The organism is Mycobacterium sp. SVM_VP21 (genome assembly GCA_024758765.1).
Lineage (GTDB): Bacteria > Actinomycetota > Actinomycetes > Mycobacteriales > Mycobacteriaceae > Mycobacterium > Mycobacterium heraklionense_C.
Genome location: CP101406.1, coordinates 2,642,191 through 2,667,975 on the forward strand (window position 1 = coordinate 2,642,191; position 25,785 = coordinate 2,667,975).

Here is a 25,785-nt window from a genome sequence, read left to right on the forward strand (position 1 = left end):
AACGACGGATACCGGGCCAGGTTACCCCCGTTCGGCCGCCATGGCATCACGAAGACTCTTGGGCCGCAGGTCGTTCCAGTGCTGCTCGACGTACTCCAAACAGGCCGCGCGACCGGCACCTTGTTCACCTCCGTAGACGACTCGCCACCCAGCGGGAACATTGGCGAATGTCGGCCACAGGCTGTACTGCTCCTCGTCGTTGACCAGCACGTAGAAGCTGCCGCTTTCGTCATCAAAGGGATTGGTGCTCATCGGATCTCCTCGGTATCAGTGGCGCGAGCAGTCGCAGAATCGCACGCGGCGGAGCCGTCGAGTGCGATTCTGCGTCTGCTCGCGGGGGAACTCGCGGGGGAACTCGTGGGGGATTTTGGTGGCGCAGCAGAAAGGTGGGCGCCCAGCACCCGGTCGGATAGCAGTCCCAAACAGCTCAGATTGGGAAAACCAGGCCCCTGGGTGAGCCCGGCCAAGTTGGGCAGGAAGAGCTTCGGGGTGACGTCGGCGACGGCCAGGTCATGCCCAATCGCCTCGGCCAGCCGGTCACCGGAGAGCGGACCGCCCAGGCCCAACTCGAGCAGGTCCAGGGTGTCCTGGCCGAACAGCGACACGAACCACAGCGGGTCAGCGCCGGAGCCGTCGATGACAAGGTCGAAGCCGTGCACGGTCTCGAAGTTCTCACCGCCTCGGTTGGTGCTCAGCGTCAGTCGGATTCGGCCGTCGCGAGCCACCGCGTGCGCCACCCGGCCCCGCAGGTGGCGGATCCGGTCGTCGGCCAGCAGCGCGTCCTGTACTCGGGCCGAGAACACCCCACGGTCGGTGCGGGCCAGCGCATCTCGCCGCTCGGCCAAGGTCAGCGCGGTCCAGTCGATGGGATCGGAGAACAGGGCGTTTTCGAAGAAACCCTCCCCGCGGGTGAACAGCGTCACCTGCGGGGAGATCACAGTGATCGTCGAAACCCGGTGCCGGAACAGCTCGTTGAGCATCGATGCCGCCGTCTCGCCGCCTCCGATGACGGCGACGCGCTCCGCGCTGATCCGGTCGGCGGCGGCCCGATGCCAGAACTGCGCGATCGAGAGCACCAACGGGTTGCCGGGCAGGATCGACTTCTCGGCCTGGCCCGGACCGGTGATCATCACCGCATCCGCGCCGACTGTAGTCTCCCGAGAGGCTTCCCTAGTGTGCAGCACCCAACCGGCGCCGTTCACCCCCAGCCGCTCCACCTCACCGGGGATCACGTTGAGCCGCACCGCGTCGGCCACCCAGCGCAGGTACTGGCTCCACCGCAGGTGCGTGGGGGCCGGCCGGCCCCGGTCCACCCATTCGGCGAACTGGCCGGTGGCGATCAGGTAGGACTGCCAGCCATAGCGGGTCATGCGCTCGTCGAGTTCGGCATTGCGGCCGGCTACCAGTGCCGAGCGGTAGGGGAAGCCGACGTCCTTTTCCGGGCTGGTGCCCAGCCGGTGCGCGCCGTCGGTCCAGCCTCCGGAGGCACGCCAGTTGGCGGCGACCTCGGTGCGTTCGACGGCAACCACGTCCGGTGCGGCGACGCCCATGTCGCGCAACACGGCGGCCTTCGCCGCCACCGCGACCGCCTTGGCCCCGGCGCCCACCACCGCAAGTGTGCTCATCGCAGTTCCTCCACCAGGTCGCCCAGGCTGTCGGTGAACAGCTCTTGCAGCTGCACGATCTCGGCGTCGCCGAGGATATCGGGCAGCGTGCGCCACTGGGTCATCAGCGCCTGCCCCGCTCCGAGGTCGGCGACCGCGGCGAAGACGCTCAGCTCATGGCGTACCGCCTGGCCGGGTTCGGGCACCGACGGCAGCCCGGCGATCAAGTCTGGCGCCACGGCCGGCCCGCCCCCGGCCCGGTCGACCCGGCCCAGGTAGTTGAGCAGCAACTGCGGCCCCGGCTGGGCAGCCAGCCGGTCGGCAGTGTCGGCACGCAGGTAGGCCAGCAGCCCGTAGTCGATTCCGCCACCCGGGATGTCGGCCAGTGTGCGCGCCACTCCCGCCGGGTCTGCCTGGGCCACCCGCAGCGGATAGATCGCCGACAGCAGTCCGGCGATGTCGGCGGTGTCTACACCGGTCACGATCTCCTCGGCACGCCCGTGAGTCTCCAAGGCCAGCAGCGGTGTCGCGCCGGCCTGCCCCCGCCGGGCCCGCCAGGCGTTGACCATCCGCGCGGTCGCCGCAACCAGCAGGTCATGCATCGGAACCGGCAAGGCCAACAGCGCAGCGGTCAGCGCCGGGGCGGCGACGGTCACCGACACCGTGAGATCACCGGCGCGATCGCGTTGCGGGTCGACCCGCCGAGCACCCAGATCCGGGTCATCGCCGGCCAGCTGGGCGGTCCAGAAGTCCACGGTGTCCAGGGACTGCGCACGCTCGTGCAGCGCGGTCGCCCAGCGCCGGTAGCCGCTGCGCTCCGGCAGCGGATCCGCCCCGGCCAGCGCGGCGTGCAGCTCACCGAGGATCACCTGCCACGACACCGGGTCCAAAGCCAGCACGTGGCCGCACAGCATCAGCACTCCCGTACCGTCGGCCCCACGTAGCCACACCGCGCGCAGCATGACCCCGTTCTCCGGATCCAGGCTCTCCAACAGCCGGATGCCGTGCTCGGTGACCACCGCAAGATCGGCCGCCTCAACCATGACCTCTGTCAAGACGTCGACGGGCTCGGTCGGATACAGGGTCAGCTCGGCCGGGACAAGCCGGGTATGCAGTAGCGGGTGAGCGGCGACGATCGCTGCCAAGGCGGCCCGCAGCTGTGCCGGTTCGGTGTCGTCGGGCAGCCGGATCGCTTCGACCTGGCCCAATCGGCGTGGACTGCCGTATTGGTAGAGCCAGCGACCGGCCGGCAGCAACGGAATCGGCCCGTCGGCCGCCTGCGACCCGTCCCGCTGCGCCGCCGCGTCGGCTTCGGCCACTTCGCGGTCCAAGGCCGCGGCCACATCCCGAATCGTGTTGCAGCTCAATATGGTCCGCGGACGCAACGGCAGCCCCCGGCGGCGGGCCGCCCGCACCATCGACAGCGCAACGATGCTGTCCAAGCCCAGTTCGCGCAGATCGGTCTCGACCCCGGGCGCTGCACCTGCTGCCCCCGCGGCGCCCTCCGGGCCGACGAACACCTCGGCGAGCAGTTCCACCAAGACCCGTTCGGTGTCGGTGGCCGCCTCTACTCCGCCGCCGACGAAGGGCCCGGCGAGCGTGAGCAGTGTTTCGGTGTCCAGTTTTCCGTTGGAAGTCAACGGCATCGATTCGACCGCGGTGATCCGGGCAGGTATCAGGTAGGACGGCAGCCGGGTGCCGATCTCGGCGCGCACCCGGGTGGTGTCCACGTGCGCGCCGGTGACGAAGCCGGCCAGTTGGGTGCCGGCCGGCCCCTGCACGGGCAGTACCGCGGCCGCGGTCACCCCGGTCGCGGCGGCCAGTGCCGCCTCGACTTCGGCGATCTCGACGCGGTAGCCGCGCACCTTGACCTGGTCGTCGGCACGGCCGAGGTAGACCAGGCGGCCATCGGTCCGGCGCCGGACCAGATCGCCGGTGCGATACATCCGGCCTCCGGCGCGTAACGGGTCGGCGACGTAGCGGCCCGCGGTCGCCCCGGCGCGGCCCAGGTAGCCGCGGGTGACCTGCGCTCCAGCCAGGTACAGCTCGCCGGCCACTCCGTCGGGCACTTCGCGCAGCGCGGAGTCCAGCACGTGGGCGCTCATGCCGCGCACCGCTTCCCCGATCACCGGTACATCGGTGTCGGCGACGTTGGCGACGACGGCTTCCACGGTGGTTTCGGTGGGTCCGTAGCAGTTGTGGACCGCCGTCGAGGGCGCCGCACGCAGTCGCGCCCAAGTGTGCGGGGCGATCGCCTCGCCGCCGAGCGCCAGCACGGTGAGGCGGTGGTCGGAGCCGGCATCAAGCAACCCGGCGTCGAACAGTTGGGTGAACATCGACGGTGAGGTGTCGATCATGTCCAGTCGGTGCCGGCGGATGCCGTCGATGATCGCCTCGGCGTCACGCATCTCCTCAGCCGAGAACAGGTGCACGCACTGACCACCTAGCAGGCCGACCAGCGGCTGCCAGCTCGCGTCGAAACTCAATGACCAGGCGTGCGCGACGCGCAGTGCCCGGCCCAGGCGCGCGACGGCGGGCGCGTACATGCGTTGCTGGTGGTCGGCAAAGTACGACGCCAGCGCACGGTGGGTGCCGACGACGCCCTTCGGTTCTCCAGTGGATCCTGAGGTGAAGATCACGTAGGCGGCCGAGTCGGGGTGGATCGCGACCGGAGTCGGGATCTGCACCGCATCTTCGGCACGCAACTCGTCCAGCAGTTCGACGGTCAATGTCATCTTCGGGCCGGCTTGGCGCAGAATCGATTCGATGCGCACCTCCGGCAGGCTGAGGTCGACGGGAACGTAAGCCGCCCCGGCCTGCAGCACCGCCAGGATCGCGATGACCGAATCCAGGGAGCGAGGCAGTGCTATCGCGACCCGGTCTTCGAGACCGATCCCCCGCCCGGCCAATGCCCGCGCCAGCGCGGCGGATTCGGCCGCCAGCTCGGCGTAGGTCAGGCTCCGGTCCTGGCCTGCGAGCGCCGGACTGTCCGGATGCGCTGCGGCAGCCGCGGCGAACAACGCGGGCACCGAGGTGGTCGGGTCTAGGCACCGGTCGACCGGAGCGGCGATGCGGGCCCGCTCGACGGGCAGCAGCACGTCCAGGTCGGCGACGCGGGGCCGTGCCGGGTCGGGAAGCTGGCGCAACACCTGCAGCAACCGCTGGCCCAGATCCGGAACCGACAACTCCCCCAGCGCGTCTGGGATCGCCTCGAGCAGCACGGTGAGACGGCCGTCGCGGGGCGGGTAGCTGACCAGCGTCAGCGGATAGTGCGTGAGGCTTTCCACCGCCACCGGGATGAAGCGCACCCCGTCCTCAGTGGTGACCCCGGCTGTCGCCGAGCCGATGGGCGCGTTCTCGAATACCAGCAGGGTGTCGAACACCGCGTTACTGCTGGCCCGCTGCACCGTCGACAGACTCAGGTATCCCAGGTCGCGCATGGCAGCGGTATCGCGTTGCAGCGCTTGACAGGTGGCGACCACCTCGGCGCGCGGCGGCGTCGACGCGGCCACCGGGACGGTGTTGATGAACAGGCCGACCATGGTCTCGACGCCGGTGAGCTGTTGGGGGCGGCCCGACACCACCGCGCCGAACGCCATGTCGGTTCGGTCGGTGAGCCTGCCCAGCAGCACCGCCCAGGCGAACTGCAGCACCGTGTTCAGCGTCAGACCGTGCCGGCGGGCCCATTCGGTCAGGCGCGCAGTGGCCTCGCTGTCCAGCGCGACCTCGTGGGTCTGCGGAACTGCACTGCCCACCGCGGCGCGCTCTCTGCCAGCCAGCATGGTCGGTGCGCTCAGCGGGGCCAGGTAGTCGCGCCACCGCTGTGTGGCGGCGGCAGTGTCTTGGCTTGTCAGCCAGCCGATGTAGTCGCGGTAGGGGCGCGGGGCGGGCAGCGGGTCGACGCCGCCGCCGCGGTAGATCGCCACCATCTCGTCAAAGAACACCGCCATCGACCACCCGTCGATCAATAGGTGGTGCACGGTGAGGATCAGTCGGTACTGCTCGGGAGCGGACTGGGCCAGCACGAAGCGCAGTAACGGTCCGCGGGCCAAGTCGAAGTTCGTAGCGCGTTCGATGCGCGCGATCTCTTCGAATTCGCTTGGTGCAGCTTCGATCTCTCGCCACGGAAGAACCGCTGTCGCCGGGATGATCTGTACCGGGTGCGGCAGGTCGACGTCCCAGAACGACGCCCGCAGATTCGCATGCCGAGCCAGCATCGCCTCGGCACTGCGGCGCAACAGCCCCGGGTCGACGGCGCCGACGATATCGATGACGAACTGCACGGTGTAGACGTCGACACCGTCGCGCCCGCCGCCGTCATCGGTGGCGAGTTTGGCCAGCGAGAACAGTCCTTGCTGCAGCGGAGAGAGCGCCAGCACGTCCTCGATCGCCGGGACCGGCCGTTGGGAGGTCTCGGTCATGGCGAATCACCCCATGCCGCGGTCAGATCGGCCAGTGCATCGCTGCTCAGCCCCGAGACGCTCATCGGTTCAAACGCCGTGTCGGCGGCTTCCGGGGTGCCGCCGGCCGCAGCCGCAGCATCGACGGCGGCGGCCAGTTCGGCGAATGTCGGGTGCTCGAAGATCATCCTCGGGTCAACGTCCAGCCCCGCCGCCCGAGCCCGCGCAGCCAGCTGCACCGACAGGATGCTGTCGCCGCCGAGTTCGAAGAAGCCGTCGCTGCGCCCGATTGCCGCGACATCCAACAGCTCGGCGCAGATTCCGACCAGGGTCGCTTCGGTGGCGGTGACCGGTGGGTCCGATTCCCCGCGGGTGACCACCGCCGGCTGCGGCAGCGCGGGCCGGTTCAGCTTCCCGGAGTCGGTCAACAGCATGGCGTCGAGCACGGTCAACGATGACGGGACCATGTAGCCGGGCAGCGTCGCGGCCACGGCCGCGCGCACCGAAGCGATGAACTCCGCCGCGTCGGCGACCGGGGCCGCAGGCACCAGATAGCCGGCCAGCGTGGTGACACCGCGCTGCTCCCAGGTGCGGGCAGCGGCCGCCGACACTCCCGGTGCGCCACGTAGTGCGGCCTCGACCTCGGCCAGCTCCACCCGGAAGCCCCGCACCTTGACCTGGTGGTCGGTACGGCCAACAAATTCAAGTACTCCGTCGACGGTCCAACGGGCCCGGTCGCCACTGCGGTAGAGCCGGTCACCAGAAGCGTTGGAGAAGGGGTTGGCGACGAAGCGGGTCGAGGTCAGTCCCGGCCGCTTCCAGTAGCCGCGGACGATCTGCGGACCCGCGTAGTAGACCTCGCCGACCACCCCGGGCGGGACCGGCTGCAGTGCGTCGTCGAGCAGGTAGGCCTGCGATCCGGGTGTAGGCCGGCCCAGTTTCGGTGTGGGCGGCTCCAGTTCACCGCGCACCACCGCACCCGAGGTTTCGGTGGCACCGAAGTTGTTGAGCAGTTGGGCATTCGGATCGAGTGCCCCGCCGAGCCGGGCCAGCAGGTCCGCCGAGACGGGTTCCCCGCTGCACACCAGGCGGCGCAGACCGCGCACCGCCACGGGAGCAGTGTCGACCAGCACCGAGATCAGGCTGGCCACCGCGGTCACCTGAGCCACCCGCTCGTCCACGATCAGCCGGGCCAACGCTTCGGGGTTACGGAACTCGTTGTCGTCGGCCAGAATCAGCGTCGCCCCGGCAGCCAGCCCGGCCAGCATCTCCATGCCGCCCTCCAGGAAGGTCATCGACGACTGGGCCAGCCGGATGTCGTCACCGCTGACCGGGTAGTGGGCGATCTGCCAGTTCAGGCGTGCGCTCATCGACCGGTGAGTGCCCAGCACGCCCTTGGGGAGACCGGTGGAGCCGGAGGTGAATACCAGATACATCGGGTCGTCGGGGTGCGGCACCGGAAGGCCCACCCCGGCAGTGTCTTTGGTCAGCTCAGCCTGCACATCGGCGTCGTCCAGGCACAGCAGCGTCACACCGTCCGTTGCCGGAATCGCATCCCGAGTGGCGCCGCTGACCAGAATCACCTTCGGCGCTGCATCGTTCAAGAAGACGTCGTCGATCATGAACTCGAGGCGCTGGCGCGGATAGCTGGGGTCCAGCGGGAAGTAGCCGGCCCCGGCCTTCATGATGCCCACCAGCGCCACCGGAAGATCCAGGTCACGGCGCACCGACAGGCCCACCAGGTTTCCGGATTCCACGCCGGCGGCGATCAGCAGCTCGGCAAGCCGGTCGGAGCGGGAATGCAGCTGCGGGTAGGTGAGCTCGGCTCCGGCGCAGCGCACCGCAACGCCCTCGAAGCTGCGGCTGGGCGCCAGCACGTCGGCGATCGTCTGCGGATCGTCCGCGGGAATCTCGGCGCCGCGGCTCCACTGGTGCAGGATGCGCTCGCGCTGCTCGTCGTCGACCAGGCTGATGTCGCGCAGCGCCCGTCCCGGATCGCCTGCCATGGTTGCCAATACCCGGCCCAGCCAGTCGGCCAGCCGCTGCACGGTGGCGCGCTCGTAGAGGTCGGTGCGGTAGATCAGATGTCCGTCATAACCGGCACCATCGGACGCGGTAGTGGTGAACAGGTTCACCGACAGGTCGGCGTGCGCGATGTCGAAGGTGGGCATCACGGTGCGGAAGACCAGGTCGCCGTCGGGCCCCGTGTCGATGACGTGGGTGACGTCGGCGGCCTCGCGGACGTGAACCACCACCTGGAACAGCGGGTTACGCGACAGCGTCCGGACCGGGTTGAGCGCCTCCACCAGTCGGTCGAACGGCAGGTCGGCATGCGCGTAGGCGCCCAGTGCGGCCTCCCGCGCCCGGGTCACCACGTCACGCAGTGTCGGGTTGCCGGACAACCGGTTTCGCAGCACCACGATGTTGACGAAGAACCCCACCAGGTTGTCCAGTGCGTTGTCGGTGCGTCCGGCGATCGGTACCCCGAGCGGGATGTCGTCGCCGCTGCCGGCCAGGTGCAGCAGCACCGCGACCGCGGACTGCACCACCATGAACTCGGTGGCGCCGGTCTCGCGGGCCAGCGCCGCCAGCCCGGCTCGCACCTGCGGGGGGACGGTGAATGCGACCGAATCGCCGGAGCCGTTCGCGGTGGCGGGGCGGGGAAAGTCCGGCCGCGGTCCGGTGTCGTCGGCCAGGCCGGCCAGTTGCTCGATCCAATAGCGGCGCTGCGCCTCGATCAGACCGGACTCATCACGCAGCAGTTCGCCCTGCCAGTGCGCGAAGTCCGCGTATTGCAAGGCCGGCGGCTCCCATGCCGGGACGGAGCCAGCGGCGCGGGACCGGTAGGCGATCAGCAGGTCGGTGAAAAGCACCTCGACCGACCAGTGGTCGGCGGCGATGTGGTGCACCACCAGGGACAGCACCCGCTCGTCGCCGGGCAGGTGCAGCAGCGCCGCCCGGATCGGCCAATCCCGTTCCAGGTCGAACGCGGCGCCGCGCTGCTCGTCGAGTCGGGCCCGGGTCCACGCCGTGACGGCGCCCGGATCGGTCTCCGGGCAGTGCAGTTCGGTCACCGGCACCGCCGCGGGCGCATTGATGACCTGGTGGGGCAGCCCGTCGATCTCGCGGAACGTGGTGCGCAGACTGTCGTGGCGGGCCACTATGTCACCGATCGCGGCGGTCAGGGCGGCAGTGTCGCAGGGTCCGGTGAGCCGGGCCGAGAGCGGAATGTTGTCGCCGGTGGCGCCGGGGTCCAGGCGGTAGGCGAACCAGGTTCGCAGCTGCGATGCCGAAACCGGAAGGTTTCCGGAGCGCGGTACGGCGACCAACGGCGGTCGGCCGGCCCCGTTCTCGTCGGGTTGCGCGGCCGGCGCCCGGTCGATCGCGGCGGCCAGTCGGGCCACCGTGCTGGCCTCGAAGATCTCCCGGATGCCGATCTCCACCTCGCAGCGGGCGCGGATCGCCGCGACCAGTTTGGTGGCCAACAGCGAGTGACCGCCGAGGTCGAAGAACGAGTCGTCGGCTCCCACCTTGTCGCGGGAGAGCAATTGGGCGAACAGTTGCGCCACCACGTGTTCGGTGTCGGTCTGCGGCTCCCGGTAGGGCGTGTTCTCGATGGGTTGCGGGTCGGGCAGCGCGGCCCGGTCGATCTTGCCGTGCGCGGTGATCGGGATGTCATCCACCACGACGTAGGCCGCCGGCGCCATGTATTCCGGCAAGGCCGCAGCGACTCGGGCCCGAATCCGCGGGATCTCGACGGTGTCTTCTGTCGCGCTTGGCTCGGGGCCGTCCCCGGCGCCGGGGCCGGCGGGGGTCAGGTAGGCGACCAGGCTGCGGCCCAACCCGGGCAGATCCGACACCACGACCACGCACTGGCCGACGCTGGGATCCACCGAGATCGCCGAGGCCACCTCGCCGAGCTCGATCCGGAAGCCGCGGACCTTGACCTGGTCGTCGGCGCGGCCGATGAATTCCAGGTCGCCGGCGGCATTGCGGCGGGCCAGATCACCGGTACGGTACAGCCGCTGGCCGGGCGTCCACGGGTCGGCGACGAAGCGCTCCGCGGTCAGGCCGGGGCGGTCGAAGTAGCCGCGGGCCACATGTGTTCCGCCGATGTAGATCTCGCCGATCACCCCGACCGGAACCCGCTGCAGGGCATCGTCGAGCAGCCACATGGTGGTGTTGATGTTCGGGCTGCCGATCGGCACGATCCGATTGCCCTGGGGGCCTTCCACCTTGTGCCGGGAGGAGTTCACCACGGTCTCGGTGGGGCCGTAGAAGTTATGCAGCAGGGCATCGAAGATGGCGTGGAACTTGTCTGCGAGTTCGCCCGGCAACGGTTCGCCACCGATCGGGATGCGCCGCAGGGTGCGCCACTGGTTCACGCCGGGCAGCGACAGGAACAGGCCTAGCAGCGACGGTACGAAGTGCATGGCGGTGACGCCTTCGCGCTGCAGCAGGTCGGTCAGGTAGCCGATGTCGCGGAGTCCGTCCGGGCGCGGAATCACCAGCCGGGCACCGTTTCCGAGGGTGCCGAACAGTTCGCCGATCGACACGTCGAAGCTCGGCGATGCGACCTGCAGCAGAACGTCGGTGTCGTCGATGCCGTATTCGCCGCCGAACCAGATCAGGTACTCGGTGATCGGGGCGTGGGAGACCTCGACGCCCTTGGGCAACCCGGTCGAACCCGACGTGTAGATTAGGTAGGCCAGATTCTCCGGACGCAGCGGGCGCACCCGGTCGGCGTCGGTCGGGTCGGTGTCGGGTTGCCCGGCCAGCTCGTCCGCGGTCAGAGGCTCACGCAGCACGATCGACGGCCGGGCGTCACCAAGGATGAATTCGATACGGTCCGGCGGGTATTCGGGGTCGACGGGAACGTAGGCGGCGCCCGCTTTGGCGATTCCCAGGGCGGTGACGACCAGATCGGTTGACCGGCCGAACAGCACCGCAACCTTGTCCTCGGTGCCGATGCCCGCGGCGATCAGGTGGTGTGCGATCCGGTTGGCGCGCGCGTTGATCTCGGCGTAGCTGTACCGGCCGTGATCGTCGACGACGGCGATGGCATTCGGGGTGGCCGCGGCCCGGTCAGCCACCAGCGAGCCCAGGGTGGCCGGCGCCTCGGGAGGCGGGGCGAAGTCGGGTCCGCGGGAAATCGCGTCCAGCCAGGCCCGGTCGTCGTCGCCGAGCATGTCCAGCTCGCCGACGGTTGTCGCAGGCTCCGCCACGGCGGCGGACAACAGCTGCACCAGGTGGCGCAGCAACTGATCGACCAAAGCCTCGTCGAGCACGTCGTGCAGGTACTCGGCCTCGATCAGCGCACCCTCGGCGCCGGCCTCCACCATGATCCCCAGCGGTAATTGGGCGACCTTGCCGCGGTAATCGGCTCGGGTGCAGGTGATCCCGTCCGGCTCGAAGCCACCCCCCTGGGTCGAGCGGAAGCCGAAGCTGAGCCGGGTGAGTCGTTCCACGCCCCCATGCCGGCGATCCGGGTTGAGTTCACGCACGACCCGATCCAGGTTGATGCCCTGGTGGCCGAAGGCCCCCAGCGCGGCGTCACGGGTGTGCGCCAGCAGTTCGCTGAACCGGGCAGCAGCGTCAACCTTCGCGCGCAGCACCACGGTGTTGCCGAAGTAGCCGATGGCCCCTTCAGTACCGGCGGTGCGGTTGAGCACCGGTGAGGCGATGAGGAAGTCGTCGGTGGCGGTGTACCGGTGGATCAGGGCAGACAGCGCCGCGGCGATCACCATGTAAGGCGTGGCGCCGTTGCTGCGCGCCAGATCGGCGATGTCGGACATCAACTCGGCGGGCAGGGTGCGGGTGCACAGACCGGCGCGCAGCGTGCTGGGTATCGCCGAGCCGTGCGGGCCGGGCAGCTCCAGCGGGTCCGGCGGATCAGCCAAAAGGGAGCGCCAGTAAGTGAGTTCGGCTTCGTGACCGGAGCCCGCCGGAGTTGCAGGGTGCGGGACGGGCGGGCGGGTGGCGAACTGCTCGGGATCAGCGTAGGCAGCTGTGAGGTCGGCGAAGAAGACCGCCCAGGAGTCGTCGTCCCAGGCGATGTGGTGGGCCACCAGCAGCAGAATGTGTTCGTCCGGTGCAACCCGCACCAGAGTCAGCCGCAGCGGGGCATCGGCGTCCAGCCGGAACGGGGTGCCGAATTCTCGCTGGGCCAGGACTTCCAGACGCAGTGCGCGGGCCTGTTCGGCGAGGTCGGACAGGTCGTGTGCGGCAAAACCCGGCGTCACGTCGGCGACCATCGGGTGCGGTTCGCCCGCGTCGTCGACGGAATAGACCGTGCGCAGCACTGAGTGGCGGGCAGCCACCGCGGCCAGCGCGGCCTGCAGCCGAGCGCCGTCCAGCGGTCCGGTGAGCCGGTAGGAGACCGAGATGTTGGCCAGCGCGCCGTCCGGGTCGAGCGCCTGCACGAACCACATCCGGCGCTGTCCGTCGCTCATGGTCAACGGCCCAGACCCATTGGCCGGCCCAGACTGCGGCTCCGAAGATGCAGCGGCCAATCCGCGTTCGGCGAGTCGGCGGCGCAGCAGTTCCAGCCGTAGCTCGTTGGCGTCGGTCGCCTGGTCGACGGCATCAGTCATGGGTGAACACAGTCCTTTCGGTCGCCGCGGCCGGCGCTGCGTCATCGGTCAACATCGCTGTCAGCTGGGCTCCGGTCATTCCGGCCAGCAGCGGACCGAGCGCCACACGCAGGCCGGTGGCCCGCCCCAGGCGCTTGCGCAGGTCCAGTGCGAGAAGTGAATCCAGGCCAAGGTCGACCAGGGCTCGATGCATGTCGATGTCGTCGGGGCCTTCCAGGCCAAGCACCGTCACCAGTTCGTCGGTCACCACCTCACCGATCGGTCGATCGGCGTTGGCGTCAGGCGGGGCGGCGGTCAGTGATGCATCGAAGGGCGAGGGCACGCCCTGGCTGTCGAAGAACACCGACAGTCGATCGAAATCGGCGGCCAGGATCGCCGGGTCGTTCGGCGCGGCAAGAAGTCCCGCGGTGATCGCGGCCTCCGGGGCCATCGGCGTGAGGCCGGTGCGAGCGATCCGGTCCTTCTCCTCGCCGCTGACCACGGCAACGCTGCGCCATAATCCCCAGCGGATGGAGGTGGCGCCCAGGCCCTGCGCCCGCAGCTGTCCCACCAGCGTGTCAGCCATCCGGTTGGCCGCCGCGTAGAGTCCGTGTCCCGACCCACCCCACAGCGCCAGCACCGAGGAGCACACCAGCACCCGTGCATCGGCGTCCAGCGGCCAGAGCCGTGCCAGGTTGTCCAGTCCGATCACCTTGGCGCCGAACGCGTCCCGGACCGCCTCGGCGGTCACCTTCGAGGCGGCCACCGCTTCTGCCGACGCCGTGTGAACCAGCAGCCCGGCCGGTACCGGGCGATATTGCGCGATGACCGCCGCCACCGCAGCGTCGTCGGTGATGTCGCAGCGGATCGCGGTGATGCGCACTCCGATTCGCGCCCGCAGCGCCTCCAGTTGCGGCGTACTCGCATCGGTGGCCCCGCTGCGGCTGAGCAGGATGACTTCGCGGGCGCCGTGTTCGGCGCAGAACGCCGCGTAGGCCAAGCCGATGGCGCCGGTTCCGCCGCTGATCACCACGGTCTCCGGGACCGTGGGAACCGTTGCGGCGGCCCTGGACTCGACGGACTCGACGAATCGACGGGTTGCCAGGCTTCCGGCACGTACCGCAACCTCGGTGTCGGTCAACCAGAGTGCAGCACCCACGGCTCGCAGGTCCGCGACCGTGGGCTGCACCGGCAGGTCCAGGTGCGCGAACGTGTGGTCGGGGTAGTCGAACCCGGTGCTGCGATGCAGCGCGGCCAGCGCGGCCGCACCTGGGCGCGGTAGCGGATCACCGTCGAGTTGCTCGGCGCCGCGGGTCAGCAGCCATACCCGGCGGCAGTTCTGTCCTGGCCGGACAGCGCTCTGGCCGGCCGCGTGTTCGGCGAACTCGCCGGTTGCGGTGGCTGTATCGGCCGCGTCGGCAAGCGGAGCGAGCAGTAGCAGGAATTCGGCGTCGGCCGGGTTCACCAGCTCGGCGTCCAGCTCGGCCGCCAATTGCGCGGTCAGTTCGGCCGATTGCCCGGCATAGTCGACGATGGACACCCGCGCGGGCCGCCGCTGCGGCTCGGTGACCGGCAGCCAGCTTTCGGTCATGACGACCGGCATCCGGTGGCGCGGCGCGGGTGTCTCCGTGCCGGCCCACAGCCGGTTGGTGTGCATCGGTGCGTGCGGGAAATGCCGCAGCAGCCCAGGAGCATCCGGCGCAAAGTCGCGCCAGCGGTAGCCGGGGTCGGCAATCGCCGCGGCGGCGATGTTCGCTGCCAGCGCCTCACCGGCGGACCGGTCGCGGTCGGTGCTGCCCAGCACCTGTGCGGCACCGACGGAGTCGCCGAGCGCCACCACCAGGGTCGGGTGCGCCGACATCTCGATGAACGTTGTGACGCCGCGCGCCACCGCGGCAGCCGCGGCCAAGTCGAACCGGACCTGCCGGCGCAGATTGTCGAACCAATACTGGCGGAACGTAGTCGCGGGCGGGATCGGTCCGCCGTACACCGATCCGATGAATTCCACCGGGGTGCTGTGGAATTGCGCCTCGGGAAGCTGGCCGGTCAGCTGATCTCGCAGCGGCTCCAGGGCGCTGGTGTGCGCCGGATAGCGCACCGGCAGCTCGCGGGCAAAGACTCCGCGCCGGTCGGCGGTCTCCAGAACCTGCTGTATCGCCGGTAATTCGCCCGACACGACCACCGATTCGGGGCCGTTCACCACCGACAGCTCCAGCCAGCCAGGGGTCGCGGCGATGAGATCGGCGGCGGCGTCGGCGTTCAGGGCGATCATCGCCATGCCGAACCGGACCGGTGCGTTGGCGGCCAGCTGGTCGGTCAGTTGCGCCCGTGCGGCCACCACCGCCACGGCGGCGTCCAAGTCCACCACGCCGGCGGTGTAGGCGGCGGCCAGCTCCCCCAGGCTGTGCCCGACGGCGATGTCGGGCAGCACGCCGAAATGCCGCCAGGTGGCTGCCAGTGCCGCAGCATGGGTGAACTGGGCTGCCTGTACCACCACGGGGTTGGTGTCCTTGGTGCCGCGCAGGTAGCTCAGCGGCGAAGCGTGACCGGCTCGCAGGAAGGCGTCATGGCAGCGGTCCGCCTCGGCACGGTACGCCGCCAGGCCGAGCAGCTCGGCTCCCATGCCGGGCCATTGATTCCCCTGGCCGGGGAATACGAACGCGGTGCGCGCGGTCGCGGGTTGATGCGACTGAGCCACCAGGGAGTGTTCGACGCCGCGATAGACGGCATCGAGGCCGGCGATGAGCTCAGCGGTATCGCGGGCCCGGATCACCGCGCGATAGCGGCGCACCGGACGGGTGGCCCGCAGAGTCTGGGCAACCGCCTCGACCCCGGCGGAATGCGTGTGCAGGTAACGCGCCAGCGCGCCGGCCTCGGCAGCCACCAGGTCGCGGGCGTGTGCCGAGATCAGCACGGGGATCCGGCCGTCGGGCAGGGTGGTCGGGTGACTGTTCAGCACGGCGCGACCTCGTCCACCCCGACGATCAGGTGCGCGTTGGTGCCGCTCATCCCGAACGCCGACACCGAGCCGATCCGGCGGCCGTCGCTCGCCGGCCAGGCGGTGATGGTTTCGGCCAGCGTGATTCCGTGTTCGTCCCAGTCGATGCCGTCGTGCCAGCCGTCGCGGACATGCAGGGTGGGTGGGATCGTCTGGTGCTCGGCGGCAAGGAGCACTTTGGTCAGCCCGAGTGCGCCGGCCGCAGCTTGGCTATGTCCGATGTTGGACTTCACCGAGCCGAGCCGCGGGCCGGCGCCGGCCGTGGTGTCGGTGCCGTAGACGCTGATCAGCGACCGCAGCTCGACGGGATCTCCGACCCGGGTCCCGGTTCCGTGACCTTCGATCATCCCGACCTGGCTGGGATGCACGCCGGCATCGGCCAGGGCGTGCCGGAAGAGTCGCTGCTGGGCCTGTTCGCTGGGGGTGAGCAGGCCGGTGGTGTGACCGTCCTGGTTGAGCCGGCTGGCCATGATTTCGCCGTAGATATGGCGGCGGTCGCGCAGGGCAGCCGATTTTCGTTGCAGCACAAAGATGCCAGCGCCTTCGGCCCACACCGTTCCGGTGGCGGCGGCGCTGTAGGGCCGGCAGTGGCCGTCGTCGGAGAGCGCGTGCTGTTTGGAGAACTCGACGAAGAAGCCGGGTGAGCCCATCACGCACACCCCACCGGCGAGCGCCATGTCGGTGTCACCGGTCTGAATCGCCTGCACCGCCAGGTGCAACGCGGACAGCGCCGACGAGCAGGAGGTGTCGACGGTGATCGCAGGGCCGGCCAGTCCCAGGGTGTAGGCGATCCGGCCGGAGATCACCGACAGTGCGGTGCCGGGCAGTAGGTGACCGCTGTGCGCGCTGAACTGCGCCATGTCCGGGCCGTAGCCGGTGACGGACGCACCGAGGTACACGCCGACGTCGTGGCCGCTGAGCTCGTCGGGATTGATGCCGGCATCTTCCAAGGCGCGCCAGGCCACCCGCAGTGCCACCCGCTGTTGCGGGTCCATCGCGACCGCCTCGCGTGGTGCGATCCCGAAGAATCCGGGGTCGAATTCGGCAGCGCCGGACAGGAATCCGCCCGCATTGCAGATCGGCTTGAAGCCGTCGCGGTGCGATCCCTCGATGAGTTCGCGCACCGCCCAGTCCCGGTCCTCGGGGATGGTGCTCAGCGCCTCACGGCCGTCGGCCAGCAGTGACCAGTACTGCTCGGCGGTGTCGATCCCACCGGGCGCCTCGACGCCGAGGCCGGTGATGACGACCGGGTCCTCGCGCCGATCATTCATCGGCAATGATCCGCTTCGCCAAGGTCTCGATGTGCTCGTAGTGATAGAAGTGCCCGCCGTCGTACAGCGACATCGACCAGGCGCCAGTGGTGTGGTCGGCCCAGCGTTCCAGCAGGTCGGCGCCGACCCGGTCGTCGGAGCGGCCGCCCAGCACGCTGATGTCGGCACGGATGGTGGCGTCGGGTGCGCACTGGTAGCGGTTGAACGCCAGGTAATCCGAGCGCACCGGGGTCAGCAGCAGGGTGAGGAATTCCTCGTCGGCCAGGATCCGCGGGTCGGTGCCGCCCAGCTGGGCCAGTTCGGCGCGCAGGTCGGCGTCCCCGGTGGGCACCTTGCGCAGCCCGGCCACCACGCCGGGCGCCGGCGCCGCCGAGGCCCACAGGCGCTGGATCTCGATGCCGCGCTCTTCGGCGAGCCGGGCGAACTCGAACGCGACGAGTGAGCCCATGCTGTGCCCGAACAGGCGCAGCGGCCCGAGCCGGTACCAGGGCGCGGCGTCGAACAGACTGCGGGCCAACTCCGGCAGGGTTTCGGCTGCCGGCTCGCGGAAACGGTCGGCACGCTGCGGATACTGCATGACGTAGGTGTCGGCACCGGCGGCCAGGGCCAGCGCCAACGGGCGGTAGTTCACCGCGGTCCCGCCGGCGTGGGGGAAGACCAGAGTGGGGGCGCCGGGTCCGGGAAAGCGGCCGATCCAGGAGGGGAACTGCGCGACGGCCGAGGTGTCGTCGACGGCCATCCGATCCCCTCGCAAGTATTAGTAAAGGCTGCCCTAATTTCCCTGCGTTAGGTTACCCCGACCGGCGGCCGGCCGGAAATCCGGGCGTCTGCGGGATGGCCGAGGCCCGCCGCTGCGTCGAGCGTGCACTGAGAGCGATTTTCTGCGCCATTCCTCGCCCTGAATGCACGTTCGGCGAAGGTGCGGCCGCGCCGTGGGCCACACTCCCCTGATGGACGTCCGCACCACGATCGATACCTACCTGCGAGCCTGGACGCAACAAGACCCCGAGCTCATCGTCACGATCTTCACCGACGACGCCACCTACCAGGAGCGGGTGCTGGGCGAACCGATCCGCAACCGAGCCGGAATCCGTGACTACTGGCAGAGCAAGGTCGTCGAGGGCCAGGCCAACATCGATGCCTGGCTCCTCAACCTCTACATCGCCAGCGACGGCACCACGGCGATCGCCGAGTGGGAGGCGACGTTCGACGACCGCGTCCAGAACGTGCGCAAGCGGATGCGGGAAGTCGCCATCCTGGAATTCGCCGGTGAGCGAATCGCCAGCCTGCGTGAGTACTGGGCTTCAGAGATAGTCGGGTAAGCCCCGCCGTCAGAGATGGCTCGCCACGAAGCCCGCGGCCTGACCGGGCATCGGCGACTGCGCATAGGACAGGTGCGGCGCGGAGAACATCTCGTCATGCGACGGCAACGCCAGGGCTCCCGGAGTGCAGACCGGATCGCCCTCGGCACACAGATCGATGGCCTTGGCTCCGTACCAGGGGCTGATCTCGCTGATCGGTCCGCCCAGGTACCGGTCGGTGGGATTGCCGAATACCGCAACCGCAGCCACGTGTGCGGCCTCCTCCTCAGATAAGGTCGCGGCGTTGAAGCCTGCCACCGATGCCCGCGCAATGGTGATCAGATCGATGACCATGGCGCCTTGCGAATAGCCGCCGAGCACCAGCTTGGTGTTGGGACAGGTCGCCACCATGGACTGAACGTGCGCGTTCGCATCACCAGCGCCGTCAGACGCCGACGGCGGCCAGTCCTCGCCTGCCGGGTAATTGACCGCATACACCTCGACGGACCGCCCGCCGACCTGCGAGCGCAGGGCATCGACGAACTTCTGGCCGACCGCGCCGACGCCGGGCGCTTCGCCGGTCCCCCGAGCGAAGGTCACCTCGATGTCGGGACAGCTGGCGGCCGAGGCGGAGGGGACGAGCGGGGCGCTGGGCAGCGCGGCCAACGCCGACACCACCGGTATACCGAGCAATAGCAGCGATCGGCGCGCGTTCATATCACCGATGCTGGCACACGGCGACGACGTTCACCTGCCGTTTTTCCTGGATCACAACAGGCCCAACAGACCGTCCAAGGCATCACCGCCGGCCGCGGCCACCGCGCTGCCGGTGTCCGCCGCGGTAGCACCCAGCGCCGTGGCAAGCATCTGCGGCCAGGTCACCAGCAGGTCCTGCAGCAGGCTGCCGTCGTTGAGCAGGCCCGTGAACGGGTGGTCGTTGCCGTCGTAGGGGTTGACTTGGGCGTAGCCGTTGAGCAGGTCGCCCAGAGTATCGGCGGGCAACTTGAAGATGTCGATCGCCGCCTGACTGAAATTGCCCGACGACAGGTCCGTGCCGATCGTGTCGAGGTCACTGGTGAACCCGAATGCCACACCGATCTGCGGAGCCATCAGGGCATCGCCGAGGTGTTTCAGGTTCGTGTAGGTGAAGAACTCGTTGTAGATGGCGGTCAACTTCGGCAGCTCCTCGGAGATCACCGACGGCGTCGTCACTCCGTGGGTGGTGACGGTGAGAATCGGGTTGAGCAAAGGCTTCAGGGTGTGGTCCAGCGTCTCCAGCGACCACTCGTCGAAATAGCTGTACGCCTGGAACGCGTTTCCCTGCTGGAGCGCGGCCGTGATCTCCTGCAGGGTGCTGCCAGTCTCGCTGACACCGGTGCTCGGGTCCGTCACGGTTCCGCCGAACAACCCGAAGACATAGCCGTCGTCGCCGCCGTGCCAGCCGCCATCGAGGGAGTTCTGCAGGCCGGTCTCCGCGCCGCTCAGCGCGTTGCTGATGGCATCGCTATAACCGGAGAACGTGCTGGTGAGCTCTTGGGTCAGCGCTGAGTTCGCCGCCTGGGCGTCGCTGAAAAGCTGTTGCAGGTTGGTGGACGCAGCAGCGAATACCGCCTGGTAGTCCGCCGTCACGTCATCGAATCCACTGGTGAGCCGCACCGCCAGGTGTTCAACCGCGGACCCCGCAGCGTCCGACGAACCGACGACGGCCAAGCCGGAACCCGCCAACGCCAGGCCGGCGCACACGAGCGGCCCGACTCGACTGAAGGTGCGATCGGCGCGGATGAGGCCGGGAACTGACTGCATGAGATCTCCTTCGCAAGTACGTGAACAGGGCCTCGGCAAACGCCAAATACATGTGAGGCTTGCCTAATATAAAGTAGGGTTGGCTTGCCTTAGCTGCATGTTTTCGTAGAGCCTGCTTGTGATTTGCTCGAGGCATGGAACGCCACGAGCAAAATTGACGAGCCGGGTCAGTCGATGTCGGCCAGCGCGTCGGCAATCTCCGCCGAATCAAGCTGTGCCACTTCCAGATACACCTCCGCGACCGCGTCCAACCGACCAGGGTCGGCCTCAGCAGCAGCCAGCCGAGCAGCCAGCCCTGCGACGGTTCGGGTGGCGAAGATGTCGGCGACCACCGCGCCGGGAGCGTCCAGCCAGGTGCGGATGCGTGCCACGGTGGCGGTGGCCAGCACCGAATCGCCGCCCAGGGCGAAGAAGTCGTCGTCGGCCCCGACTCGGGCGGCGCCGAGCACCTCGGCGATGATCGCGGCCAGGGCGCGCTGCAGCGGGCCGGCCGGTTCGCGGTAGCCGTCGCCGGCCGCCATCGCCGCGGCCAGTTCGGCCGTCACCGCCCGCCGGTCGATCTTGCCCGAGAGGGTGTAGGGAATCGCCGAAACCAGTTGCAGCTGACGGGGAATCATGTGCTCGGGCAGCGACTCGGCCAGCCCGGCATGCAATCCGGCAGCGGTTACCGCGGGATCGGCGCTGCGCACCGCAGCGGCCAACACCTCACGCCCGCCGGGCTCGGTGAGCGCCACCACCACCGCCTCGGCGACCCCGGGCAGCCGGCGCAGTGCGGATTCGACCTCACCGAGTTCGATGCGATAGCCGCTGATTTTGACCCGGTGATCGGCGCGGCCGACGAACTCCAGAGTGCCGTCGGGAAGATAGCGGGCCAGATCGCCAGTGCGATACCAGGTTCGGCCGTCGTGCTCGACGAACTTCTCGGCGGTCAGGTCGGGCCGCCCGCGATAGCCCGAGGCGATGCCGCGTCCGGTGACCCACAGTTCGCCGGCCACCCAGTCCGGGCGGTCGGCTCCGTCGGCGCCGACAACCCGGCAGGCGATGTTGGGCAGCGGGGTGCCGTAGGGCACCGCGGCCCAACACGCCGGCGGATCACCCTCGACCTCACACAGCGTGGCGTGGATGGCGGTTTCGGTCGCCCCACCCAGCCCGGCGAACCGCACCCCGGGCGCCACCACGGCAAACCGCCGCGCCAATTCCGGGCGCACCCAGTCGCCGCCGGTCAACACCGCACGCACCGAAGACAGTTCGCCGCCGGTGGCGGCCAACATCTCCAGCGCCCCCGGCATCAGGTTGAGCACGCTGACCCGGTGCCGCGCCACCAGCTGCGCCCACACTTCGGGGCTGCGCCGGTCGGCTTCATCGACCATGACGATCGCTCCCCCGGCGCGCAGCATGGCGAAGACGTCGAGCACCGACATGTCGGCGTCCAGGGTCAGCAGCGCCAGGCTGCGGTCCCTCGGAGCGAATCCAAAACGAGCGCTGAGTGTTTCGATGGTGTTCATGGCGGCGTCGTGGGTGACTTCGACGCCCTTGGGCTCGCCGGTGGAGCCAGAGGTGAACACCACATAGGCCAGCCCGGATGGATCGGTGCGAACCGGCTGTACTGCACCGGGGTGCTGCAGGGCATCGGGCACGGCCACCACCGGAATCTCCAACGCGGGCAGTGCGTTCCCGGTCGCCAGGGCCAGCACCGCACCGCCCAGGCCCAGGATCCGCTCTCGGCGCTCGGGCGGCTGATCGGCCGCGATCGGCAGATAGACCGCCCCGGCGGCCAGGATGCCCAGCAGCGCCGGAATCTGGTCAACTCCCTTGGGACCCAGCAGCGCCACGGTGTCACCGGGTCGGACGCCACGCTCCTGCAGGGCTGCGGCCACCGCCAACGCCTGGACGCGTAGCTCGCCGTAGCTCAGTTCCCCCGAATCATGCAGCAGCGCGACCGCCTGGGGATCCCGGTCGGCCTGGCGAAAGAACCCGTCCTGCAGCGTTTCCCCACTCGGTTCTGCGCTGCCTGCGTTGACCGACGCGCGCACCTGGGCCTGGTCGGCGGGTAATGCTGCCGGTACCGGCTGCTCCCAGCCGTCGCCGCCGGCCAGCCGGGTCAGGTCGGCGATGTGATGGGCGAACATTGCGTCGATCACGCCCGGCGCGAACATGTCCTCACGCACGTCCCAGTTCACCAAGATGCCACCGTCGAACTCGGTGACCTGCGCATCCAGCAGCACTTGCGGACCCTGGGAGATGATCCACACCGGGGTGCCGAACGCGCCGGTGACCTCATCGGCGAACAGCTCCCCGAGTCCCAGCGCACTGGTGAACACCACCGGCGCCAGCACCTGGGTGCCGCGGTGGCGGCTCAGGTCACGCAGCACCGCCAATCCGGGATAGTCGGCGTGCGCGGCGGCGGTGCGCATGGCGTCCTGCACCGCGTGCGCGCGCTGCGCGCCGGTGCTGGCCTGACTCAGGTCCACATCCAGCAGCAGCGACGAGGTGAAATCACCCACCAGCCGGTCGACGTCGTCGTGCAACGGTTCCCGGCCGAACAGCGGCACATTGAGCAGGAAGCGCGGTGCGTCCGACCAACTGGCCAGGGTGTGGGAGAACGAGGCGGCCAGGGCCATGGCCGGGGTGACGCCGTGCGCGCGAGCCTGACCGAACAGCGCGTCGCGCGTGCCCGGGTCCAGCCAGTGCCACCGCCGGGTGCTGCGGCGCGGGTCGGTCGGAGCCCCGGCGGGCGGCGGCAGCTTGGGCGGGTCGGGCAGCTCGGGGATGCGCTGCGCCCACCACTGGCGGTGGTTCTCGTCGGGTTGGCGGTCGGCGGTGGCGTGGCGGTACTGCCGATAGGTGTAGCCCAGCTCCGGCAACGTCTCTCCCCGGTAGGCGGCGGCCAGATCCGCCATCAGGGTGCGGTAACTCATCGCGTCGGCGGCCTGCATGTCCAGGTCGACGTGCAGACGCGCGGTGCCATCCGGCAGCAACGACACCGTGAGCTCGAAGACCGCGTCGTCGAGTTGCTGATGCGATTTCGCCACCCGGGTGGCGGCCAGCCGCTGGGCCACCTCGCTGGCGTCCAATGCGCGCAGGTCCTGCACCGCGACGGGAAGTTCGGCATCGGCCCGGATGTGTTGAGTGCCGTCGGGTGAGAACTGCACTCGCAGCATCGGGTGGCGGGTGGCCAGCGCGGCTGCGGCAGCGGCCAGCCGGTCCGGCTCGATGCCGGGCCCATCAAACTCGACATAGAGGTGTCCGGCCACTCCGCCGAGTGCGACGTCGTCGTCGCGTCCCACCCACATGGCGTGCTGCATTGGAGCCAGCGGAAACGGTGCGGCGGCATCGCTCGGCTCGTCCGTCGGCGCGGTGGCGGGTGCGGGTTCGCCCCGGTCGCCCACCAGCGCCTGCCAGGCGGCGATGCGCGGGTCGGCGGCCAGCGCAGCGAAGTCGACGTCGATGCCCTGTTTGCGCCAACGGCCCGCCAGGCTCATCATCCGGATTGAGTCCAGACCCTGTCCGACCAGGTCGGCCTCGGGATCGACGGCACTGGCGTCGGCGCCGAGCAGGTCAGCGACCTGTGCGCGTATCTCGTCCGGCCCCACGGCGCCACTCCCACCCTTCGTTAGGCTGCCCTAATTTCTCGAAGCTACTCTATCTAGGTTCGGCCGCCGGTAAGCCAGGGAGCACACATGCACGGGTTCGTACCGTTTCCCGACGAGCGGGCCGCCGCCTACCGCGCGGCCGGTTACTGGAACGGGCGGCCGTTGGCATCGCTGCTCGACGACGCAGCGTCGCGCTGGCCCGAGCGGCCCGCGGTGATCGATGGGGGCACGACGCTGTCGTATGCGCTGTTGGATGCGGCCGCCGATCGCGCGGCGGCCGGTCTGCACCGGCTGGGTGTCGGCGCCGGGGACCGGGTGTTGCTGCAGTTGCCCAACAGTTGCGCGTTCGCCATCACGCTGTTCGGGCTGCTGCGGGTGGGCGCCATCCCGGTGCTGTGCCTGCCCGGGCACCGTGCTGCCGAGATCGGGCATCTGGCCACGATCAGCGACGCGGTCGGGATCGTGATCCCTGACGCCACTGCGGGATTCGACTACCCGGCGATGGCTGCCGAACTGGGGCTGAGGCGGCTCATCCTCGACGATGCGTCCGAGGGCTCCCCCGCACCGCGAGTCACCCCCGATCCGGCCGCGCCGGCGCTGCTGCTGGTCTCCGGCGGGACCACCGGCATGCCCAAGCTGATCCCCCGCACCCATAACGACTACGTCTACAACGCCATCGCCAGCGCGCAGCTATGCGAGCTGACCTCCGACGACGTCTACCTCGCGGCGTTACCGGCCGCCCACAATTTTCCACTGGCCTGCCCTGGGTTGCTGGGCGCCATGTCGGTGGGCGCGGCCACGGTCTTCGGCGCCGATCCCAGCCCGGAAGCGGCGTTCGCCACCATCGCCCGTCACCGGGTGACAGTCACCGCACTGGTGCCGGCGCTGGCCACGCTGTGGGCGCAAGCCTGCGACTGGGAGCCGCAGAAGCCGACCACGCTGCGGTTGCTGCAGGTAGGCGGCGCCAAGCTGGCCGCGGGCGATGCGCGGCGGATTCGGGAGGCGCTGACGCCGGGCTTGCAGCAGGTGTTCGGCATGGCCGAGGGGTTGCTCTGCTACACCCGGCCCGGTGACGCCGCGGAGTTGCTCGACACCACGCAGGGCCGGCCGTTGTGCGCCGATGACGAGTTGCGGGTGGTCGACGAGGAGGGTGCCGAGGCGTCCGAGGGTGAGCTGATGGTGCGCGGGCCCTACACGATCAACGGCTACTACAACGCGGCCGAGGCCAATGAGCGATCCTTCAGTCCGGACGGCTTCTACCGCAGCGGGGACCGCGTCCGCCGGCTGGCCGATGGCTACCTGGAGGTGACCGGGCGGATCAAGGACGTCATCGTCCGCGGCGGCGAGAACATCGCTGCCGACGAGCTGGAGACGCATCTGCTGGCGCATCCGGCGGTTCGATCGGCTGCCGCAGTCGGTCTGCCGGATCAGTACTTGGGCGAAAAGGTCTGCGCTGCAGTTGTGTTCAATGGCGCACAAGTGACGCTGGCAGAGTTGAACCGTCACCTCGACGAATGCGGGGTCGCTACTCACGTCCGGATCGATCAGCTGGCGGCATTGCCAACGCTGCCCGTCACGGCGGTCGGCAAGATCGACAAGAAGGCGTTGGTCCGCCAGCTCGGCTGAACCGAATTCGCTGACCTAGCCACGCTCGACGACGTTGTCGAACCCCGAGGTGCTCACTTCCGGGTTCCCGGAGCGGTAGGTGACCCTGTTGTTGAGGCCGGACGCCGTGACCTTGGGCGTCGAGTCGACGGTGATGACGTTGCCGATGCCCGACACCGTCAGACCGGCGCACTGGCCGGTGAGTTCCACCGTGTTGCTGACCCCGCTCACCGACACGTAGCGGCCGTCGCAGGCCAGGGTCTTGTTCTCCCCGGCCCCGGCGATGGTGATGGTGACACTGCTGTCCGGCACCGGGATAGCCGGTGGCGCCGCCCCCGACGGCAACGGTATCGGGGTGAAACCGCTGGGTGTAGTGGGGCGCCCCGGCTCGGACCCGGTCAAGTCATGCGCGAACAGGAACACTGCGAATGCTCCGGCCATCACCACTACTGCTGCCATCACAGTGACGACGATGGCGAGACCCCGGCTGTTGCCTGACCCGGGCGGTGCCTGTCCGTCGACGGCGCCCGACGGGGCGGTGAGTTCCACTGGCCCGGCGGAGTCCGACAGCGGCCGCTCCAATTCCCGTATCCGGGCCTCGGGGTCATCGTCGGCGTTCACGCCTGAATGATCGCACA

Annotated in this window: 13 protein-coding genes; 2 read left to right on the forward strand and 11 right to left on the reverse strand. The window is 69.4% G+C overall.

Annotated elements, in window-relative coordinates; translation table 11 throughout:
• Window positions 1–21: 21 nt before the first annotated feature.
• The 7 genes from NM962_12120 to NM962_12150 are packed head-to-tail and all read right to left on the reverse strand — an operon-like array spanning window position 22 to window position 17,584.
• Window positions 22–252 (reverse strand): MbtH family protein, encoded by a 231-nt coding sequence (locus NM962_12120; GenBank protein ID UVO10784.1) that lies wholly within the window; start codon window positions 250–252, stop codon window positions 22–24.
• Complete coding sequence (locus NM962_12125; protein UVO10785.1) at window positions 249–1,625, reverse strand: lysine N(6)-hydroxylase/L-ornithine N(5)-oxygenase family protein; 1,377 nt, start codon at window positions 1,623–1,625, stop codon at window positions 249–251. Before NM962_12125 ends, NM962_12120 begins: the two co-directional genes overlap by 4 nt.
• Entirely contained in the window at window positions 1,622–6,025 is a 4,404-nt protein-coding gene (locus NM962_12130; protein UVO10786.1) for an amino acid adenylation domain-containing protein, read from the reverse strand. Before NM962_12130 ends, NM962_12125 begins: the two co-directional genes overlap by 4 nt.
• Window positions 6,022–12,597, reverse strand: a complete 6,576-nt coding sequence (locus NM962_12135) for an amino acid adenylation domain-containing protein (protein ID UVO10787.1) — start codon at window positions 12,595–12,597, stop codon at window positions 6,022–6,024. The genes NM962_12130 and NM962_12135 overlap by 4 nt, the downstream gene beginning before the upstream one ends.
• Window positions 12,590–15,535 carry an SDR family NAD(P)-dependent oxidoreductase gene (locus tag NM962_12140; protein ID UVO10788.1) on the reverse strand — a complete coding sequence of 982 codons (2,946 nt, stop codon included), beginning with the start codon at window positions 15,533–15,535 and terminating at the stop codon, window positions 12,590–12,592. The genes NM962_12135 and NM962_12140 overlap by 8 nt, the downstream gene beginning before the upstream one ends.
• Window positions 15,529–16,845 carry a polyketide synthase gene (locus NM962_12145; protein UVO10789.1) on the reverse strand — a complete coding sequence of 439 codons (1,317 nt, stop codon included), beginning with the start codon at window positions 16,843–16,845 and terminating at the stop codon, window positions 15,529–15,531. The genes NM962_12140 and NM962_12145 overlap by 7 nt, the downstream gene beginning before the upstream one ends.
• Window positions 16,838–17,584: a thioesterase domain-containing protein gene (locus tag NM962_12150; GenBank protein UVO10790.1), complete on the reverse strand. Its 747-nt coding sequence runs from the start codon at window positions 17,582–17,584 to the stop codon at window positions 16,838–16,840. The genes NM962_12145 and NM962_12150 overlap by 8 nt, the downstream gene beginning before the upstream one ends.
• A gap of 193 nt (window positions 17,585–17,777) precedes the next feature.
• Here NM962_12150 and NM962_12155 point away from each other — a divergent pair, with 193 nt between their 5' ends.
• The gene (locus tag NM962_12155) at window positions 17,778–18,167 is read left to right on the forward strand and encodes a nuclear transport factor 2 family protein (GenBank protein UVO10791.1); all 390 of its coding nucleotides are present in this window, start codon (window positions 17,778–17,780) and stop codon (window positions 18,165–18,167) included.
• 9 nt (window positions 18,168–18,176) lie between these two features.
• On the opposite strand, the gene NM962_12160 is transcribed toward NM962_12155, so the two are convergent.
• From NM962_12160 to NM962_12170, 3 genes are all read right to left on the reverse strand, one after another.
• Window positions 18,177–18,863 (reverse strand): cutinase family protein, encoded by a 687-nt coding sequence (locus NM962_12160; protein UVO10792.1) that lies wholly within the window; start codon window positions 18,861–18,863, stop codon window positions 18,177–18,179.
• A gap of 51 nt (window positions 18,864–18,914) precedes the next feature.
• Entirely contained in the window at window positions 18,915–19,949 is a 1,035-nt protein-coding gene (locus tag NM962_12165) for a hypothetical protein (protein UVO10793.1), read from the reverse strand.
• Window positions 19,950–20,116: 167 nt separating this feature from the next.
• A complete protein-coding gene (locus tag NM962_12170) occupies window positions 20,117–23,542 on the reverse strand; it encodes an amino acid adenylation domain-containing protein (protein ID UVO10794.1) in 3,426 nt (1,141 codons plus the stop codon).
• A gap of 87 nt (window positions 23,543–23,629) precedes the next feature.
• On the opposite strand from NM962_12170, the gene NM962_12175 reads away from it, so the two are divergent.
• On the forward strand, window positions 23,630–25,168 hold the full coding sequence (locus tag NM962_12175; GenBank protein ID UVO10795.1) for an AMP-binding protein: 1,539 nt from the start codon (window positions 23,630–23,632) through the stop codon (window positions 25,166–25,168).
• 15 nt (window positions 25,169–25,183) lie between these two features.
• On the opposite strand, the gene NM962_12180 is transcribed toward NM962_12175, so the two are convergent.
• Window positions 25,184–25,768 (reverse strand): DUF3060 domain-containing protein, encoded by a 585-nt coding sequence (locus NM962_12180; protein ID UVO10796.1) that lies wholly within the window; start codon window positions 25,766–25,768, stop codon window positions 25,184–25,186.
• Window positions 25,769–25,785: the final 17 nt, after the last annotated feature.

Coding starts and splice junctions, on each gene's coding strand:
- NM962_12120 (UVO10784.1), bottom strand. CDS start 252: ATGAGCACCAATCCCTTTGATGACGAAAGCGGCAGCTTCTACGTGCTG.
- NM962_12125 (UVO10785.1), bottom strand. CDS start 1,625: ATGAGCACACTTGCGGTGGTGGGCGCCGGGGCCAAGGCGGTCGCGGTG.
- NM962_12130 (UVO10786.1), bottom strand. CDS start 6,025: ATGACCGAGACCTCCCAACGGCCGGTCCCGGCGATCGAGGACGTGCTG.
- NM962_12135 (UVO10787.1), bottom strand. CDS start 12,597: ATGACTGATGCCGTCGACCAGGCGACCGACGCCAACGAGCTACGGCTG.
- NM962_12145 (UVO10789.1), bottom strand. CDS start 16,845: ATGAATGATCGGCGCGAGGACCCGGTCGTCATCACCGGCCTCGGCGTC.
- NM962_12150 (UVO10790.1), bottom strand. CDS start 17,584: ATGGCCGTCGACGACACCTCGGCCGTCGCGCAGTTCCCCTCCTGGATC.
- NM962_12160 (UVO10792.1), bottom strand. CDS start 18,863: ATGAACGCGCGCCGATCGCTGCTATTGCTCGGTATACCGGTGGTGTCG.
- NM962_12165 (UVO10793.1), bottom strand. CDS start 19,949: ATGCAGTCAGTTCCCGGCCTCATCCGCGCCGATCGCACCTTCAGTCGA.
- NM962_12175 (UVO10795.1), top strand. CDS start 23,630: ATGCACGGGTTCGTACCGTTTCCCGACGAGCGGGCCGCCGCCTACCGC.